Source organism: Amycolatopsis sp. 3B14, assembly GCF_050958625.1.
Lineage (GTDB): Bacteria > Actinomycetota > Actinomycetes > Mycobacteriales > Pseudonocardiaceae > Amycolatopsis_E > Amycolatopsis_E thermoflava.
In genome coordinates this window covers 19,534-33,248 of the sequence record NZ_JBHZEN010000111.1, presented here as the reverse complement: position 1 = coordinate 33,248, position 13,715 = coordinate 19,534, and the positions used below count along the sequence as shown (strand labels likewise).

Below are 13,715 nucleotides of genomic sequence, written 5' to 3'. Positions count from 1 at the left end.
GGGGGTGGGGAGGTGTGTCGCGCCAGTGCTCGTGGACTCAGTGCTCGTGCACGATGACGCCGCGGATGTTCTTGCCGTCCAGCATGTCCTGGTAGCCGTCGTTGACCTGGTCGAGCGTGTAGCGCCGGGTGATCAGCTCGTCCAGTTTCAGGTCGCCCGAGCGGTACAGCCCCAGCAGCCGGGGCACGTCGTAGAGCGGGTTGCTGTCGCCGAACAACGCGCCGCGCAGCTGCCGCTGGTAGCCGATCAGCATGCCGGCCGGGAAGTGCACCGCGCGCTCGTCGATCCGGCCGACGGCAGTGACGGTGACCTTGCCGCCCTTGCCGGTGACCTGCACGGCCGCGTTGACGATCTCCTCGGTGAGCACGCCGGGGGTGCAGATGGCGTGGTCGGCGAGCTGGCCCCAGGTGGTTTCGACGACGAAGTCGTGTGCTTCCTTGGCGGTGGCGAAGGTGTGGGTGGCGCCGAAGACCTTCGCCATGTCCCGCTTGAACTCCACCGGATCGACCACGACGACGTTCTTCGCCCCGGCGTAGCGCGCGCCCTGCACGGCGTTGCTGCCGACGCCGCCGGCGCCGTAGATCACGACGGTCTCCCCGGCGCGCACGCCCGCCGCGTGCACCGCGGATCCCCAGCCGGTCGGCACGCCACAGCCGACCAGCGCGCCGATCTCGAACGGGATGTCGTCAGGCAGGCGCAGGCAGGCCCACTCGGACACCACCGCGTACTGCGAGAACGTGCCGAGGGTGCAGAACCCGCCGAAGTCCTCGCCGTCGGCGTGGAAGCGGAACGTGCCGTCGGCGAACATGCCGGTGGAGGCGTTCTTGCCCTCGTCGCACATGTTCTGGTGCCCGGTCGAGCAGGGACGGCACTTGCCGCAGGCGGGGATGTAGGAGCAGACGATCCGGTCGCCGGGTTTGACCCGGGTGACGTGCGGGCCGACCGACTCGACGACGCCTGCGCCCTCGTGGCCGCCGACGATCGGCAGCCGCACCGGGGCGTCGCCCTTGGTGATGTGGTCGTCGGAGTGGCACAGCCCGGCCGCGTGGAACTTGACGCGCACCTCGTGCGCCTTCGGCTCGTCCAGCTGCAGCTCGGTGATCTCCCACGGGCGGTGGGGCGCGCGGGTGACGGCGGCGCGGGTGGTGATGCTCATGTCGCGATCCCCTTCAGTGCTCGTGGACGATGACGCCGCGGATGTTCTTGCCGTCGAGCATGTCCTGATAGCCCTGGTTGACCTCGTCCAGCGCGTAGCGCCGGGTGATCAGCTCGTCCAGCTTCAGGTCGCCCGAGCGGTACAGGCCCAGCAGCCGGGGCACGTCGTAGAGCGGGTTGCAGTTGCCGAACAACGCGCCCTGCGCCCGGCGCTGGTAACCGATGAACAGGCCGGCGTTGGCGTCGATCCAGCCGCCGCCGACGGCGGTGATGGTGACCTTGCCGCTCTTGCCGACGACGTCGAGCGCGCGGGCGATCACCTCGTCGTGCAGGACGCCGACGGTGATGATCGCGTGGTCGGCGAGCTGGCCCCAGGTGGTCTCGACCACGAAGTCATGCGCTTCCTTGGCATCGGCGAAGGTGTGGGTCGCGCCGAAGACCTTCGCCATGTCCCGCTTGAACTCCACCGGGTCCACCACGACCACGTGCTTGGCGCCGGCGTAGCGCGCGCCCTGCACGGCGTTGCTGCCGACGCCGCCCGCGCCGTAGACCACCACGGTCTCCCCCGCGCGCACGCCCGCCGCGTACACCGCCGAGCCCCATCCGGTCGGCACGCCGCAGCCGACCAGCGCGGCGATCTCGAACGGGATGTCCCGCGGGATCGGGATGCAGGAGAACTCCGACACCACGGCGTACTGCGAGAACGTGCCGAGCACGCACAGCCCGCCGAAGTCCTCGCCGCCGGCGTGGAAGCGGAACGTGCCGTCGGGGAACTCCCCGGTGGACGCGTTCTTGCCTGCGTCGCACAGGTTCTGGTGCCCGGTGGAGCAGTAGCGGCACTGGCCGCACGCCGGGATGAAGGAGCAGACGACGTGGTCGCCGACCGCGACGCGGGTGACGTCCGCGCCGACGGCCTCGACGACCCCGGCGCCCTCGTGCCCGCCGACCACGGGGAAGCGCATCTGCGCGTCGCCCTTCTGGATGTGGTCGTCGGAGTGGCACAGGCCGGCCGCGTGGAAGCGGATCCGGACCTCGTGCGCCTTCGGCTCGTCCAGGTCGAGGTCGATGATCTCCCAGGGGCGCCGGGGTTCCCGGCACACCGCGGCTCGCGTGGTGATGGTCATGAAGGTCCCCGTTCGCTGACGTGGGGTGGCTCGACCCACCTTCGCTTCGGGCCACCGGCGGCACCAGCGCCCTTTCCACGTCACGAAAACCTTGCACGCGGCCGGGCTCAGGCCGCCCTGATCACCTCCTCGGCCACCCACCCGGCGACGCCCGGCGGGTAGGGCGCGGCCAGACCGAGGACGAAGTGGGTGAAGCCGGCGTCGGCGGCCGCGCCGATCGCCTCGCGGGTGTCGCCGGGCCGCTCGTAGGAAACCGGCAGGTGGATCGACCGCGTGATCGCGGCCGGGTCGCGGCCGATCTCGCTGCAGTACCGGTCCAGCAGGGCGCTGCGCTCGACGGCGTCGGCGAGGTCGCCACCCGGGATGTTCCACAGGTCCGCGTGCTCGGCGACCACCCGCAGCGTCGCCTTCGCGCGGCCGCCGACGAGGATCGGCGGTCCGGGACGCTGAACCGGTTTCGGGTTGCCGAACGCTCCGGTGAGCTTGACGTGATCGCCGTCGAAGTCGAACGGCTGCTCGTCGGTCCACAGGCGGCGGATGACGGTGAGCGCCTCGGCGAGGCTCGCGGTGGCGTCCGCGGCGTCGTGGAAGGGCAGGCCGTGTGCCTCGTACTCGCGGCGGGCGAGCGGGTGACCCGGCCGCGAGCCGACGCCGATGCCGAAGTCGAGGCGGCCGCCCGCGACGACGTCCACGGTGGTGGCGATCTTGGCCAGCACCGCGGGCGGGCGGAACCGGTTGCTCGTCACGAGTAGTCCGAGGCGCAGACGGCTGGTCTGCGCGGCCAGGGCGGACAGCAGGGTCCAGCCTTCGAGGACCGGGCCGTGCGGATCGCCCGCGATCGGCATGAGGTGGTCGAACAGCCAGGCGTGCTCGATCTCGGGGATGGCGTCGGCCTCGCGCCAGACGCGGCGGATGTCGTCGTAGCCGGCCTGCATGGGCGCCGTCATGATGCCGAAACTGGGCATGGGGTTCCTATCGGCGTCGCCGCAGCGACGGGTCGAGCAGCGCGGGCCGGGTGTCGACCTTCTCGCCGGGAGCGAGGTCGGTGCCGGGGGCGACGATCGAGTCGATGGCGTCGAGCACGTCGGCGGGCAGCACCACGTCGGCGGCCGCGAGCTGGGAGTGCAGGTGGTCCAGGGTGCGCGGGCCGATGAGCGCGGTGGTCACGGCCGGGTGCGCGAGCACGAAGCCGAGCGCGAGCTGGATCATCGTCAGGCCGGCCTCGTCGGCGACCTTCGCCAGCTGCTCGACGGCGTCGAGCTTGGCCCGGTTGACCGGCAGGGTGGTGTCGAAGCGCTCGGGCATGTTCGCGGAGCGGTTGGTGCGGAACTCGCGGTCGGCCCGGATGGCGCCGGAGAGCCAGCCCGACGCGAGCGGGCTCCACACCAGCACGCCCATCCCGTACTGCTCGGTGACCGGCAGGACGTCGGCCTCGACGGCCCGCTGCAGGATCGAGTAGCCGGGCTGCTCGGTGGCGAACCGGCCCAGGTGGTGCTCGCGGGCCGCCCACTGGGCCTGCACGATGCGGTACGCCGGGTACGTCGACGAGCCGAAGTAGTGGATCTTGCCCGCGCGCTGCAGGTCGGTCAGGGCCGAGAGGGTCTCCTCGTCGCTGGTCGCCGGGTCCCAGCGGTGGATCTGGTAGAGGTCGACGTGGTCGGCCCCGAGGCGGCGCAGGCTGCGGTCCAGCTCGGTGACCAGCCAGCGGCGGGAGGCGCCGCGGTGGCTGTGGTCGTCGTCGACCGGCAGGCCCGCCTTGGTGGCGAGCACGAGGTCGTCGCGGCGGCCGGCGATGGCGCGGCCCACGATCTCCTCCGAGCCCGGGTAGAAGTCGGCGGTGTCGATCAGGTTGACGCCGGCGTCGAGCGCGGCGCCGACGATGGCGTTCGCCTCGTCCTGGGTGGTGCGGCCGATCGCGCCGAAGTTCATCGCGCCGAGCGACAGGGCGCTGACGCGTACGCCGGTGTGGCCCAGGGTGCGGTACTGCATGGCGGTGTCCCCTCTATGGTGGGAGCAAGCGGAACGTTGCTCCGCTACCACGATACGGAACCTTGTTCCGCTTAGCAAGGAGGTGTGCGTGGCCGACGAGGGGAAGCCAGCCCGGACCAAGCGGGCCGACGCCCGGCGGAACGAGAAGGCCCTGCTGGACGCGGCCGCCGCGGTGTTCGTGCGGGCGGGCGTGGACGCACCGGTGCGGGACATCGCCGCGGAGGCCGGGGTCGGGATGGGCACGATCTACCGCCACTTCCCCACCAGGGCGGACCTGATCATCGCCGTGTACCGGCACCAGGTCGACGCCTGCGCCGAGGCCGGTCCGGCGCTGCTGGCGAGCGAGGCGCCGTACGAGGCGCTGCGGAAGTGGGTGGACCTGTTCGTGGACTTCCTGGTGACGAAGCACGGCTTGGCGGGCGTACTGCAGTCCGACGAGGCGGGCTTCGCCGCGCTGCACGCCTACTTCCTGGAGCGGCTGGTCCCGGTGTGCGCGAACCTCCTCGAAGCCGCGCGCGCCGCGGGCGAGATCCGCCGGGAGGTCGAGGCGTACGCCCTGATGCGCGGCGTGGGAAACCTGTGTGTCGGCGCGGACTCGGACCCCCGTTACGACGCCCGCCGCTTGGTGGAACTGCTGATCGCCGGGCTGCGCTGAGTCAGCACCCCAGTGCCGCGCGCGCTGCGGGGAACCAGCTCGCCAGGAACGCCAGCAGCGCGTCCCGCGGTGGTGCGGCCTCCGACTGGACGAGACCCACGAACAACCGCGGCTGTCCGGCGTGCGTGCACTCGGCCGCTGCTTTGGCCCCGCGGTCCGCCACCGCGGTCACGTCGCCCGCGCCGTCGACGAGGACGGGGTTCCCGAGCCGCCGCAGGCCGTCGTCGTCCAGGGACACCGCGGCGGTGCCACGGTCGGTGACGTCGGCCGCGAGGTGGAGCACGGTCGAGCCGTCCACGCTCAGCCGGCAGGACACGCTGCCCTGCCCCTTGTCGGTGAAGCTCTCGGTGAGCCCCTCACCGCCCGGCAGGAGCGGCGCCAGCGCGGCGGAGTCCACCGGAACGCCGCACACGTGATCCGGCACGGCGTAGCCGCGATCGGCGGCGCACCCGCCGACGGCCAGCAGCCCCGCGAGCGCCAGCACGCCACCGAAGTTGATCGACACACCCGGGACCCTAACCCGCGCGGCCGGACAGCCCCGCGCCCCTGCGCGCACGGTCCGCCGCCCAGCGCGCCCGCCACACCGCGTGCCCCAAGCCGCGCAACCGCGACCGGGCACAGGGGAACGAACAGAAACCCGCGGGCGCCGACGCAGCCAATACCGAGCAGCCCGGCGTCAGCGCCCCGCGGCCGCCGGCAACTCCAGCGCCTGCAGCGCCCCCACCAGCGGCGCCAGCTCCGGCAGCTCCTCCGCCGCCGCCAACGCCTCCGTCAGCGCCCGGTCATGGGTGGGCCGCGCGGCGGCCAACAGCTCCCGCCCCGCCGCGGTCACCTCCGTGTAGATCCCGCGGCGGTCGGTCGGGCACAGGTAGCGCTGCAGCAGCCCCCGGTCCTCCAGTCTGCTGACCAGCCGCGTGGTCGCGGACTGGCTCAGCACGACGGCACTGGAGAGCTGGTTCATGCGCAGGTGGAAGCCGTCCTGGCGGGACAGCACCTCCAGCACCGTGTACTCGCTCACGGACAGCTCGTGGTCACGTTGCAGCGCGCGCTCCAGCCGGTCCTCGATCCGGGCGTGCAGCGCCGCCAGGGTCCGCCAGCCGTGTGCGCGGGCTTCGACCGCGTCGTCGGGCAGTGACACGCTTCACCTCTTCCTCGCAGGCCCCCAGTCTACTTGCCTGCTAGTCTAGCCGTCGTTGGCAATAACCCGCGTGTGCAACTATTGCGAGAGCGGGTAGTTGCTCAAGCTGATCCCCCAAGCTCTGACGAGGAACCACATGCCTGTCGCCCTCATCGCGCTGGCCATCGCCGCCTTCGGCATCGGCACCACGGAGTTCGTGATCATGGGCCTGCTGCCCGAGGTCGCCACCGACCTCGGCGTCTCGGTGCCCACGGCCGGGCTCCTGATCTCCGGTTACGCCCTGGGCGTCGTGGTCGGCGCGCCCCTGCTCACCGCGCTCGGCTCGAAGGTGCCGCGCAAGACCGTCCTCACCGGCCTGATGGTGTTGTTCATCGCGGGCAACGTCGTCTCCGCGATCGCCCCCGGATACGGTCTGCTCATGACCGGCCGCGTGATCGCCGCCCTCTCGCACGGCGCGTTCTTCGGCGTCGGCTCGGTCGTCGCCGCCTCGCTCGTGCCGAAGTCCCGCCAGGCGAGCGCCATCGCGATCATGTTCACGGGCCTGACCGTCGCCAACGTGCTCGGCGTGCCCGGCGGCACCGCGCTGGGCCAGCACCTCGGCTGGCGCTCCACGTTCTGGGCGGTGGCCGTCCTCGGCGTGATCGCTCTGCTGGGCGTCGTCGCGCTCGTCCCCCGCCAGCCCGTCACCGAGGGCCAGAGCCTGCGCAGCGAGCTGGCCGTGTTCCGGCGGCCGCAGGTGTGGCTCGCGCTGGCCATGACCGCGCTCGGCTTCGGCGGGGTGTTCGCCTCCTTCACCTACATCGCCCCGATGATGACCGGCGTCGCCGGCTTCTCCCCCGGCGCGGTGACCTGGCTCCTCGTGTTGTTTGGCGGGGGCCTGGTGGTGGGCAACCTGCTCGGGGGCAAGGCCGCCGACCGCGCGCTGATGCCGAGCCTGTACGTCATCCTGGCCGCGCTGGCCGTGGTGCTCGTCGCGTTCGTCTTCACCGCGCACGCGCAGCTGCCCGCCGCCGTCACGATCGCGTTGTTCGGCGCCGCCGGGTTCGCGACCGTGCCGCCGCTGCAGGCCCGTGTCATGGCCAAGGCCGGGGACGCGCCGGCACTGGCGTCGGCCGCGAACATCGCGGCGTTCAACCTCGGCAACGCGGGCGGCGCCTGGCTGGGCGGGCTCGCGATCGGCCACGGCCTCGGCTACACCGCGCCGAACTGGATCGGCGCGGTGCTGGCCGCCGCCGGGCTCGGCGTCGCGCTGGTCTCCGGCGCGCTCGACCGGCGCCCGGCCACCCGGACGCAGCCGGAGATCCCGGCCGTCCACCGATGAACGACAGCGAAAGGAACGACATGACCGCCATTCCCACGGTCGAACTGAACAACGGCGTGCACATGCCGCAGGTGGGCTACGGGGTCTTCCAGGTCCCCGCCGACGAGACCACCCAGGCGGTCACCGCGGCCCTGGAGGCCGGATACCGCAGCATCGACACCGCGACCGCCTACGCCAACGAGGCCGCGGTGGGCAAAGCGCTGGCCCAGTCCGGCATCGCGCGCGAGGAGCTGTTCGTCACCACCAAGCTGTGGAACTCCGACCAGGGCTACGACGAGACGCTGCGCGCGTTCGACAAGAGCATGGCCGATCTCGGCCTGGAGTACCTGGACCTGTACCTGATCCACTGGCCGGTCCCGGAGGCCGACCGCTACGCCGACAGCTGGCGCGCGTTCGAGCGCCTCTACTCCGACAGCCGCATCCGCGCGATCGGCGTGTCCAACTTCCAGCCGCACCACCTGGACCGGCTGGCGCAGGAGAGCCAGATCGTGCCCGCGGTCAACCAGATCGAGCTGCACCCCTACCTGCAGCAGGCCGAGCTGCGGGAGTACCACGCGCAGCACGGCATCGTGACCGAGGCGTGGAGCCCGCTGGCCAAGGGCGGCGAGCTGCTCGGCGAGCAGGCGATCACCGCGCTCGCGGACAAGCACGGCCGCACCCCGGCGCAGATCGTGCTGCGCTGGCACCTGCAGCTGGGCAACGTCGTGATCCCGAAGTCGGTCACGCCGTCCCGGATCAAGGAGAACCTCGACGTGTTCGGCTTCGAACTCGACGACAGCGACCTCGCCGAGCTGGGGAAGCTGGAGAAGGGCCTGCGGACCGGGCCCGACCCGGACACCTTCAACGTCCGCTGACGCCGGAAGACCAGCAGCCGGGCCGCCGCTACCGGCGGCCCGGCCGGTCCCGGCGCAGGCTCGTCGCCAGCACGGCCGCCTGCGTGCGCCGCTGCATCCCGAGCTTGTGCAGCAGTCGCGACACGTAGTTCTTCACGGTCTTCTCGGCCAGGAACATGCGTTCGGCGATCTCGCGGTTGGTCAGCCCCTCGCCGATCAGGTCGAGCAGCTTGCGTTCCTGCTCCGACAGCCGTGACACGGCACCGGCCGGCGCGGCCTCGTCCCGGATCCGGGACATCAGCGCGGAGGCCGCCCGGTTGTCCAGCAAGGACTTCCCGGCCCCGACCTGCCGCACCGCCGACACCAGTTCCATGCCGCGCACGTCCTTCACCACGTACCCGCCCGCGCCGGCCATGATCGCGTCGAGCATGGCCTGCTCGTCGGTGTAGGACGTGAGGATCAGGCAGTGCAGCTCCGGCATCCGGGACCGCAGCTCCCGGCACAGCTCGATGCCGCTGCCGTCGGGCAGCCGCAGGTCCAGCACCGCCACGTCCGGCCGCGCCGCCGGGATCCGCGTCAGCGCCTCACCCATCGTCGAGGCCTCGCCCACCACGGTCAGCTCCGGATCGGCCTCCACCAGGTCCGCGACTCCGCGCCGCACCACCTCGTGATCGTCGACCAGGAAGACCGTGATCATCCCCTCACCTCATCGGTAGCGACGGCGGTCCCGCAACGGATCGGTCTCGAGCATCACGGCCTCGAACTTCTGCAGACTCACCGTGAAGACCAGGATGACGATTGGTACCAGCAACATCAGCCACAACATTCGCGCCCACCCCTGCCTAGCGTTCGTTGCTCACCGGCTACCCCGCCGGGTGGACCGCTAACCCGTGTCGTTACTCATCGGATACGCGACGCGCGGCCGGCCCACGCCTGGTCGCGCAGCACGTATTTCTGGATCTTGCCGGTGGACGTCTTGGGCAGCGGCCCGAACACCACCCGCCTGGGTGCCTTGAACCGCGCGATCCTCCCCCGGACGAACTCGACGATCTCCTCGGCGGTCGCCGACGCCCCGTCGTGCAGGGTCACGTAGGCGGCGGGCACCTCGCCCCAGTGGTCGTCCGGCACCGCGATGACGGCGACCTCCAGCACGGCCGGGTGGTCGGCGATCGCCTGCTCCACCTCGACGCTGGCGATGTTCTCGCCGCCGGAGATGATCACGTCCTTGCTGCGGTCGCGCAGTTCGACGTAACCGTCCGGGTGCATCACGCCGAGGTCGCCGGTGCGGAACCAGCCGTCCGGCGCGGCCTCGGCGGTGGCGTCCGGGTCCCGGTAGTAGCCGAGCATGACGTTGTTGCCGCGCACCGCGATCTCGCCGGTGGTCGCGCCGTCGGCGGGCACGTCCGATCCGTCCTCGGTGACGACCCGGGCCCGGCAGGACACCAGGTTCCCCACGCCCTGCCGCGCCTTGAGCCGGGCCTGCGCGGCGGTGTCCAGCGCGTTCCACTCGGGACGCCAGTCGCAGATCATGATCGGCCCGAACGTTTCGGTGAGGCCGTAGAGGTGCGTGACGTCGAAGCCCAGTTCCCCCATGCGGCGCAGGATCGCCGGGGTCGGCGGGGCGCCCCCGGTGGCGACGCGGACCGGGTGCGCGACCGGCGCGGCCTCCGGGGCGTAGGCGAGCATCGACAGCACGGTCGGGGCGCCGTTGAGGTGCGTGACGCCCTCGTCGCGGATCAGCCGCCACACCAGGGCCGGCTCGACCTTCGGCAGGCAGACGTGCGTCGCCGCGGCCGCGGTCACCGCCCACGGGAAGCACCAGCCGTTGCAGTGGAACATGGGCAGCGTCCACAGGTGCACCGCCGACGGTGAGAGCCCGGTGTGCCCGACCATCGCCAGCGCCTGCAGGTACGCCCCGCGGTGGTGGTACATCACCCCTTTCGGACGGCCGGTCGTGCCCGAGGTGTAGTTGATCGACAACAGGCCGCGCTCGTCGCGCGGCGCCTCGGCCCGCGGGGTCGCGCCGGCGAGCAGCTCCTCGTACTCGTCCCCCGCGCGGATCACCTCGACCGGCCTGTCCAGCCTGGCCAGCACCTCGGCGACCAGCTCGTCGAACACCGGGTCGTGCACCAGCACCGCGGCCTCGCAGTGCTGCAGTATCCAGGCGATCTCGCCCGCGGACAGGCGGGTGTTGACCGCGACCAGCGGCACCCCGGCCCACGGCACCCCGAAGTTGGCTTCCAGCAGCACGTGCGTGTTCGGCGCGAGGACGGCGACCGGCCGGCCCCGCGCGAGCGGCGCGAGCGCCCCGGCCAGCCGGCGGCACCGGTCGGCCAGTTCGGCGTAGGTGAAGCGCCGCGCCCCGTCGACCACCCCGGTCCGGTCACCGTGGGCCGCCTCCGCCCGGTCCAGGAAGGACACCGGCGACAGCGGCTCGAAGGACAGCTCCGTCACGCGGTCGAGCGTAACCCGCGCGAGATCGTTTCCGCTCCGGCCGGAATCCGCGATAGAACCGGTCCATGACCCAGCGCGGACGCAGTGTGCTGGCGATCCCGGTGCCGGCCGCCGACCCGCTGCTGGCTCGTGCGGCCGAACTGTCGCCGGCCGCCCGCCGGGGCCTGCCCGCGCACATCTCGCTGCTGTACCCGTTCCGGCCGGCCGCCGACCTGGACGAGGCCACCGTCACGGCGCTGGCGGATGCGCTGGAGCGGCAACCCGCGATGGAGGTCCGGTTCGAACGCTGCCACCACCACGACGGGTTCGTGTACCTGCGGCCCGACCCGCTCCAGCCGCTCACCGGGCTGATCGCGGCCCTGCGGCGGCGGTGGCCCGGGGTCGTGCCCTACGACGGCCGGTTCGGCGAGGACGTCGGCGCGCACCTGACCGTGGCGATGGGCGCGAGCCCACGGGAGGCCGCCGCGCTGGTGCGGGCGGTCGAGGCCACGCTGCCGCTGTCGGCGAGGCTCACCGAGGCGTGGCTCGCCGTCTTCGACGGCGCCTGGCAGCCGCGAGGCCGGTTCCGATTCCGGGCCCCCGCCCGCTAGATCCGATCTAGCGGCCGATCTAGCGCCTTCCGGTCGAGAACGGGAGGAGGCCACCGTGGAGGACGTCCTGAGGGTCCTGGTCCTGATCGGGAGCACCCGGGAGGGCCGCGCCGGGCAGCGGGTCGGGCAGTGGTTCGCCCGCACCGCGGGCCAGCGCGACGACCTCGACCTGTCCGTGGTGGACCTCGCGGAGTTCGACTTCCCGGCCCGCTACCCCGCCCGCGCCACCCCGGCGATGACGGCCTTCACCTCCCGCATCGACCGCGCGGACGCGTTCGTCGTCGTCACCCCGGAGTACAACCGCAGCTTCCCGGCCTCCCTGAAGCAGGCGATCGACTTCGCCTACGACGAGTGGCAGGCCAAACCGGTGGCGTTCGTGTCCTACGGCTGCAGCTGCGCCGGGCTGTACGCGGTCGAGCAGCTCCGTGTGGTGTTCACCGAGCTGCACACCGTGACCCTGCGCAACACCGTGAGCTTCAACCTCTTCGACATGGGGCCCGACGGCGGCCCGCGGGACGAGGCCGTCCGCCACGCGGCCGGCCCGATGCTCGACCAGCTCGTCTGGTGGGGCCACGCGCTGCGCGCCGCCCGCCGGGCCCGCCCCTACGTGGCGTGAACAAGGAAGGAAGGACCATGAGCGACCTGGCGATCGAAACGTCGGGGCTGGTCAAGGTGTTCGGCAAGACCCGCGCCGTGGACGGCGTCGATCTGGCCGTGCCCGCCGGCACCGTGTACGGCGTGCTCGGACCGAACGGCGCGGGCAAGACCACCGCGGTGCGGGTGCTGGCCACCCTGCTCCGGCCCGACGGCGGGCAGGCCAGGGTGTTCGGCCACGACGTGCTGCGTGAACCGGACGCGGTGCGGCAGCGGGTGAGCCTCACCGGCCAGTACGCCTCGATCGACGAGGACCTGACCGGCGTCGAGAACCTCGTGCTGCTGGGCCGCCTGCTGGGACACCGCAAACCGGCCGCGCGGCGCCGCGCCGACCAGCTGCTGGAGGCGTTCGGGCTGACCGACGCCGGCGGCAGGCAGGTGAAGAACTACTCCGGCGGCATGCGGCGGCGCATCGACATCGCGGCCAGCATCCTGCGCACCCCGGACGTGCTGTTCCTGGACGAGCCGACCACTGGCCTGGACCCGCGCAGCCGCAACCAGGTGTGGGACATCGTGCGGATCATCGTCGCCCAGGGCACCACCGTCCTGCTCACCACCCAGTACCTCGACGAGGCCGACCACCTCGCCGGCCGGATCGCGGTCATCGACCACGGCAAGGTGATCGCCGAGGGCACCCCCGGCGAGCTGAAGGCCTCCGTCGGCGCCGGCTCGATCCACGTCCGCCTGCGCGACGGCGCCCAGCGCGCCGAGGCGCAGCGGGTGATGGCCCGCGCGCTCGGGTCCACTGTGGAGCTGGGCGGCGACCCGGTGTCGCTGACCGCGCGAATCGGCGGCGGCGAGTCCGACCTCGGCGCGGCCGAGCACGCCGCCCGCGCGCTGTCCGACCTGGCGCAGGCCGGCATCACCGTCGACGACTTCGCCCTCGGCCAGCCCAGCCTCGACGAGGTGTTCCTGGCGCTGACCGACCACCCCGCCGAAGAGGAGGCAGCGGCATGACCGCGACCACGACCGACACGTCCCCGGCCTACACCCCGGCCGCCGAAAGCCTGCACGCCGTGCTCGACGCCGGCGAGCAGCCGCAGCGGCCCAGCGCGCTGTCGGCGTCGCTGACGTTCGGCTGGCGGGCCATGCTGAAGATCAAGCACGTGCCCGAGCAGCTGTTCGACGTCACCGCGTTCCCGATCATGATGACGCTGATGTTCACCTACCTGTTCGGCGGCGCGCTGGCCGGGTCGACCACCCAGTACCTGCAGTTCCTGCTGCCCGGGATCCTGGTGATGAGCGTCGTGATGATCACGATGTACACCGGGCTGGGCGTGAACATCGACATCGAGAAGGGTGTGTTCGACCGGTTCCGCACGCTGCCGATCTGGCGGCCTGCCGCGCTGGTGGGCGCGCTGCTGGGCGACGTGTTCCGCTACAGCACGGCCTCAGCCGTCATCCTCAGCGTCGGGCTGATCCTCGGCTTCCGGCCGGCCGGCGGCGTCGGCGGCGTGCTCGCCGGCATCGGCCTGCTGCTGGTGTTCTCGTTCGCGTTCTCCTGGATCTGGACGATGTTCGGGCTGCTGCTGCGCACCGAGAAGTCGGTGATGAGCGTCAGCATGATGGTGCTGTTCCCGCTGACGTTCTTGTCCAGCGTGTTCGTCGACCCGGCCACGATGCCCGGCTGGCTGCAGGCGTTCGTCAACGTCAACCCGGTGACGATCCTGTCCGACGCGGTCCGCGGCCTGATGATGGGCGCGCCGGACGGCAGCGACATCATGTGGACCTTCATCGCCAGCGGCGCGCTCCTCGCGGTGTTCGGCACGCTGACGATGCGGCTCTACAACCGCAAGTGAGGC

The 13,715-nt window shown here is 72.0% G+C and carries 15 protein-coding genes; 7 read left to right on the top strand and 8 right to left on the bottom strand.

Annotated elements, in window-relative coordinates:
• Positions 1 to 37 precede the first annotated feature (37 nt).
• The 4 genes from ACCP09_RS39260 to ACCP09_RS39245 all read right to left on the bottom strand — a co-directional run bounded on the left by ACCP09_RS39260 (position 38) and on the right by ACCP09_RS39245 (position 4,268).
• Positions 38 to 1,156, bottom strand: coding sequence for an NDMA-dependent alcohol dehydrogenase (locus tag ACCP09_RS39260; protein WP_433754143.1), 1,119 nt, complete (start codon positions 1,154 to 1,156; stop codon positions 38 to 40).
• A gap of 13 nt (positions 1,157 to 1,169) precedes the next feature.
• Complete coding sequence (locus ACCP09_RS39255) at positions 1,170 to 2,279, bottom strand: NDMA-dependent alcohol dehydrogenase (RefSeq protein ID WP_027929691.1); 1,110 nt, start codon at positions 2,277 to 2,279, stop codon at positions 1,170 to 1,172.
• A gap of 107 nt (positions 2,280 to 2,386) precedes the next feature.
• Positions 2,387 to 3,244 (bottom strand): LLM class flavin-dependent oxidoreductase, encoded by an 858-nt coding sequence (locus ACCP09_RS39250; RefSeq protein ID WP_433754140.1) that lies wholly within the window; start codon positions 3,242 to 3,244, stop codon positions 2,387 to 2,389.
• 7 nt (positions 3,245 to 3,251) lie between these two features.
• Positions 3,252 to 4,268, bottom strand: a complete 1,017-nt coding sequence (locus ACCP09_RS39245) for an aldo/keto reductase (protein WP_433754138.1) — start codon at positions 4,266 to 4,268, stop codon at positions 3,252 to 3,254.
• 88 nt (positions 4,269 to 4,356) lie between these two features.
• Between ACCP09_RS39245 and ACCP09_RS39240 the strand changes: the two genes are divergently transcribed.
• Positions 4,357 to 4,923, top strand: a complete 567-nt coding sequence (locus ACCP09_RS39240; RefSeq protein WP_027929688.1) for a TetR/AcrR family transcriptional regulator — start codon at positions 4,357 to 4,359, stop codon at positions 4,921 to 4,923.
• Between the two features lies 1 nt (position 4,924).
• Here ACCP09_RS39240 and ACCP09_RS39235 read toward each other — a convergent pair whose 3' ends face one another.
• Positions 4,925 to 5,428, bottom strand: a complete 504-nt coding sequence (locus tag ACCP09_RS39235) for a hypothetical protein (protein WP_433754136.1) — start codon at positions 5,426 to 5,428, stop codon at positions 4,925 to 4,927.
• Positions 5,429 to 5,599: 171 nt separating this feature from the next.
• Complete coding sequence (locus tag ACCP09_RS39230; protein WP_027929687.1) at positions 5,600 to 6,061, bottom strand: MarR family winged helix-turn-helix transcriptional regulator; 462 nt, start codon at positions 6,059 to 6,061, stop codon at positions 5,600 to 5,602.
• 136 nt (positions 6,062 to 6,197) lie between these two features.
• On the opposite strand from ACCP09_RS39230, the gene ACCP09_RS39225 reads away from it, so the two are divergent.
• A complete protein-coding gene (locus tag ACCP09_RS39225) occupies positions 6,198 to 7,382 on the top strand; it encodes an MFS transporter (RefSeq protein ID WP_123686738.1) in 1,185 nt (394 codons plus the stop codon).
• A gap of 20 nt (positions 7,383 to 7,402) precedes the next feature.
• The gene (locus ACCP09_RS39220) at positions 7,403 to 8,236 is read left to right on the top strand and encodes an aldo/keto reductase (RefSeq protein ID WP_433754133.1); all 834 of its coding nucleotides are present in this window, start codon (positions 7,403 to 7,405) and stop codon (positions 8,234 to 8,236) included.
• Between the two features lie 28 nt (positions 8,237 to 8,264).
• Here the strand turns inward: ACCP09_RS39220 and ACCP09_RS39215 are convergent, their stop codons facing one another.
• Together ACCP09_RS39215 and ACCP09_RS39210 are read right to left on the bottom strand one after the other, a co-directional pair.
• Positions 8,265 to 8,912 carry a response regulator gene (locus ACCP09_RS39215; protein ID WP_027929684.1) on the bottom strand — a complete coding sequence of 216 codons (648 nt, stop codon included), beginning with the start codon at positions 8,910 to 8,912 and terminating at the stop codon, positions 8,265 to 8,267.
• Between the two features lie 203 nt (positions 8,913 to 9,115).
• A complete protein-coding gene (locus tag ACCP09_RS39210; RefSeq protein WP_433754130.1) occupies positions 9,116 to 10,669 on the bottom strand; it encodes an acyl--CoA ligase family protein in 1,554 nt (517 codons plus the stop codon).
• A gap of 65 nt (positions 10,670 to 10,734) precedes the next feature.
• Between ACCP09_RS39210 and ACCP09_RS39205 the strand changes: the two genes are divergently transcribed.
• Genes ACCP09_RS39205 through ACCP09_RS39190 form a run of 4 tightly spaced genes read left to right on the top strand, consistent with a single transcriptional unit; the run spans position 10,735 to position 13,712 of the window.
• Positions 10,735 to 11,259 carry a 2'-5' RNA ligase family protein gene (locus tag ACCP09_RS39205; protein WP_433754128.1) on the top strand — a complete coding sequence of 175 codons (525 nt, stop codon included), beginning with the start codon at positions 10,735 to 10,737 and terminating at the stop codon, positions 11,257 to 11,259.
• Positions 11,260 to 11,314: 55 nt separating this feature from the next.
• Positions 11,315 to 11,875, top strand: coding sequence for an NADPH-dependent FMN reductase (locus tag ACCP09_RS39200; RefSeq protein WP_027929682.1), 561 nt, complete (start codon positions 11,315 to 11,317; stop codon positions 11,873 to 11,875).
• Between the two features lie 17 nt (positions 11,876 to 11,892).
• On the top strand, positions 11,893 to 12,870 hold the full coding sequence (locus tag ACCP09_RS39195) for an ATP-binding cassette domain-containing protein (protein ID WP_431903029.1): 978 nt from the start codon (positions 11,893 to 11,895) through the stop codon (positions 12,868 to 12,870).
• Complete coding sequence (locus tag ACCP09_RS39190; protein ID WP_027929680.1) at positions 12,867 to 13,712, top strand: ABC transporter permease; 846 nt, start codon at positions 12,867 to 12,869, stop codon at positions 13,710 to 13,712. Before ACCP09_RS39195 ends, ACCP09_RS39190 begins: the two co-directional genes overlap by 4 nt.
• Positions 13,713 to 13,715 lie beyond the last annotated feature (3 nt).

Coding starts and splice junctions, on each gene's coding strand:
- ACCP09_RS39260 (WP_433754143.1), bottom strand. CDS start 1,156: ATGAGCATCACCACCCGCGCCGCCGTCACCCGCGCGCCCCACCGCCCG.
- ACCP09_RS39215 (WP_027929684.1), bottom strand. CDS start 8,912: ATGATCACGGTCTTCCTGGTCGACGATCACGAGGTGGTGCGGCGCGGA.
- ACCP09_RS39255 (WP_027929691.1), bottom strand. CDS start 2,279: ATGACCATCACCACGCGAGCCGCGGTGTGCCGGGAACCCCGGCGCCCC.
- ACCP09_RS39190 (WP_027929680.1), top strand. CDS start 12,867: ATGACCGCGACCACGACCGACACGTCCCCGGCCTACACCCCGGCCGCC.
- ACCP09_RS39250 (WP_433754140.1), bottom strand. CDS start 3,244: ATGCCCAGTTTCGGCATCATGACGGCGCCCATGCAGGCCGGCTACGAC.
- ACCP09_RS39195 (WP_431903029.1), top strand. CDS start 11,893: ATGAGCGACCTGGCGATCGAAACGTCGGGGCTGGTCAAGGTGTTCGGC.
- ACCP09_RS39205 (WP_433754128.1), top strand. CDS start 10,735: ATGACCCAGCGCGGACGCAGTGTGCTGGCGATCCCGGTGCCGGCCGCC.
- ACCP09_RS39220 (WP_433754133.1), top strand. CDS start 7,403: ATGACCGCCATTCCCACGGTCGAACTGAACAACGGCGTGCACATGCCG.
- ACCP09_RS39225 (WP_123686738.1), top strand. CDS start 6,198: ATGCCTGTCGCCCTCATCGCGCTGGCCATCGCCGCCTTCGGCATCGGC.
- ACCP09_RS39245 (WP_433754138.1), bottom strand. CDS start 4,268: ATGCAGTACCGCACCCTGGGCCACACCGGCGTACGCGTCAGCGCCCTG.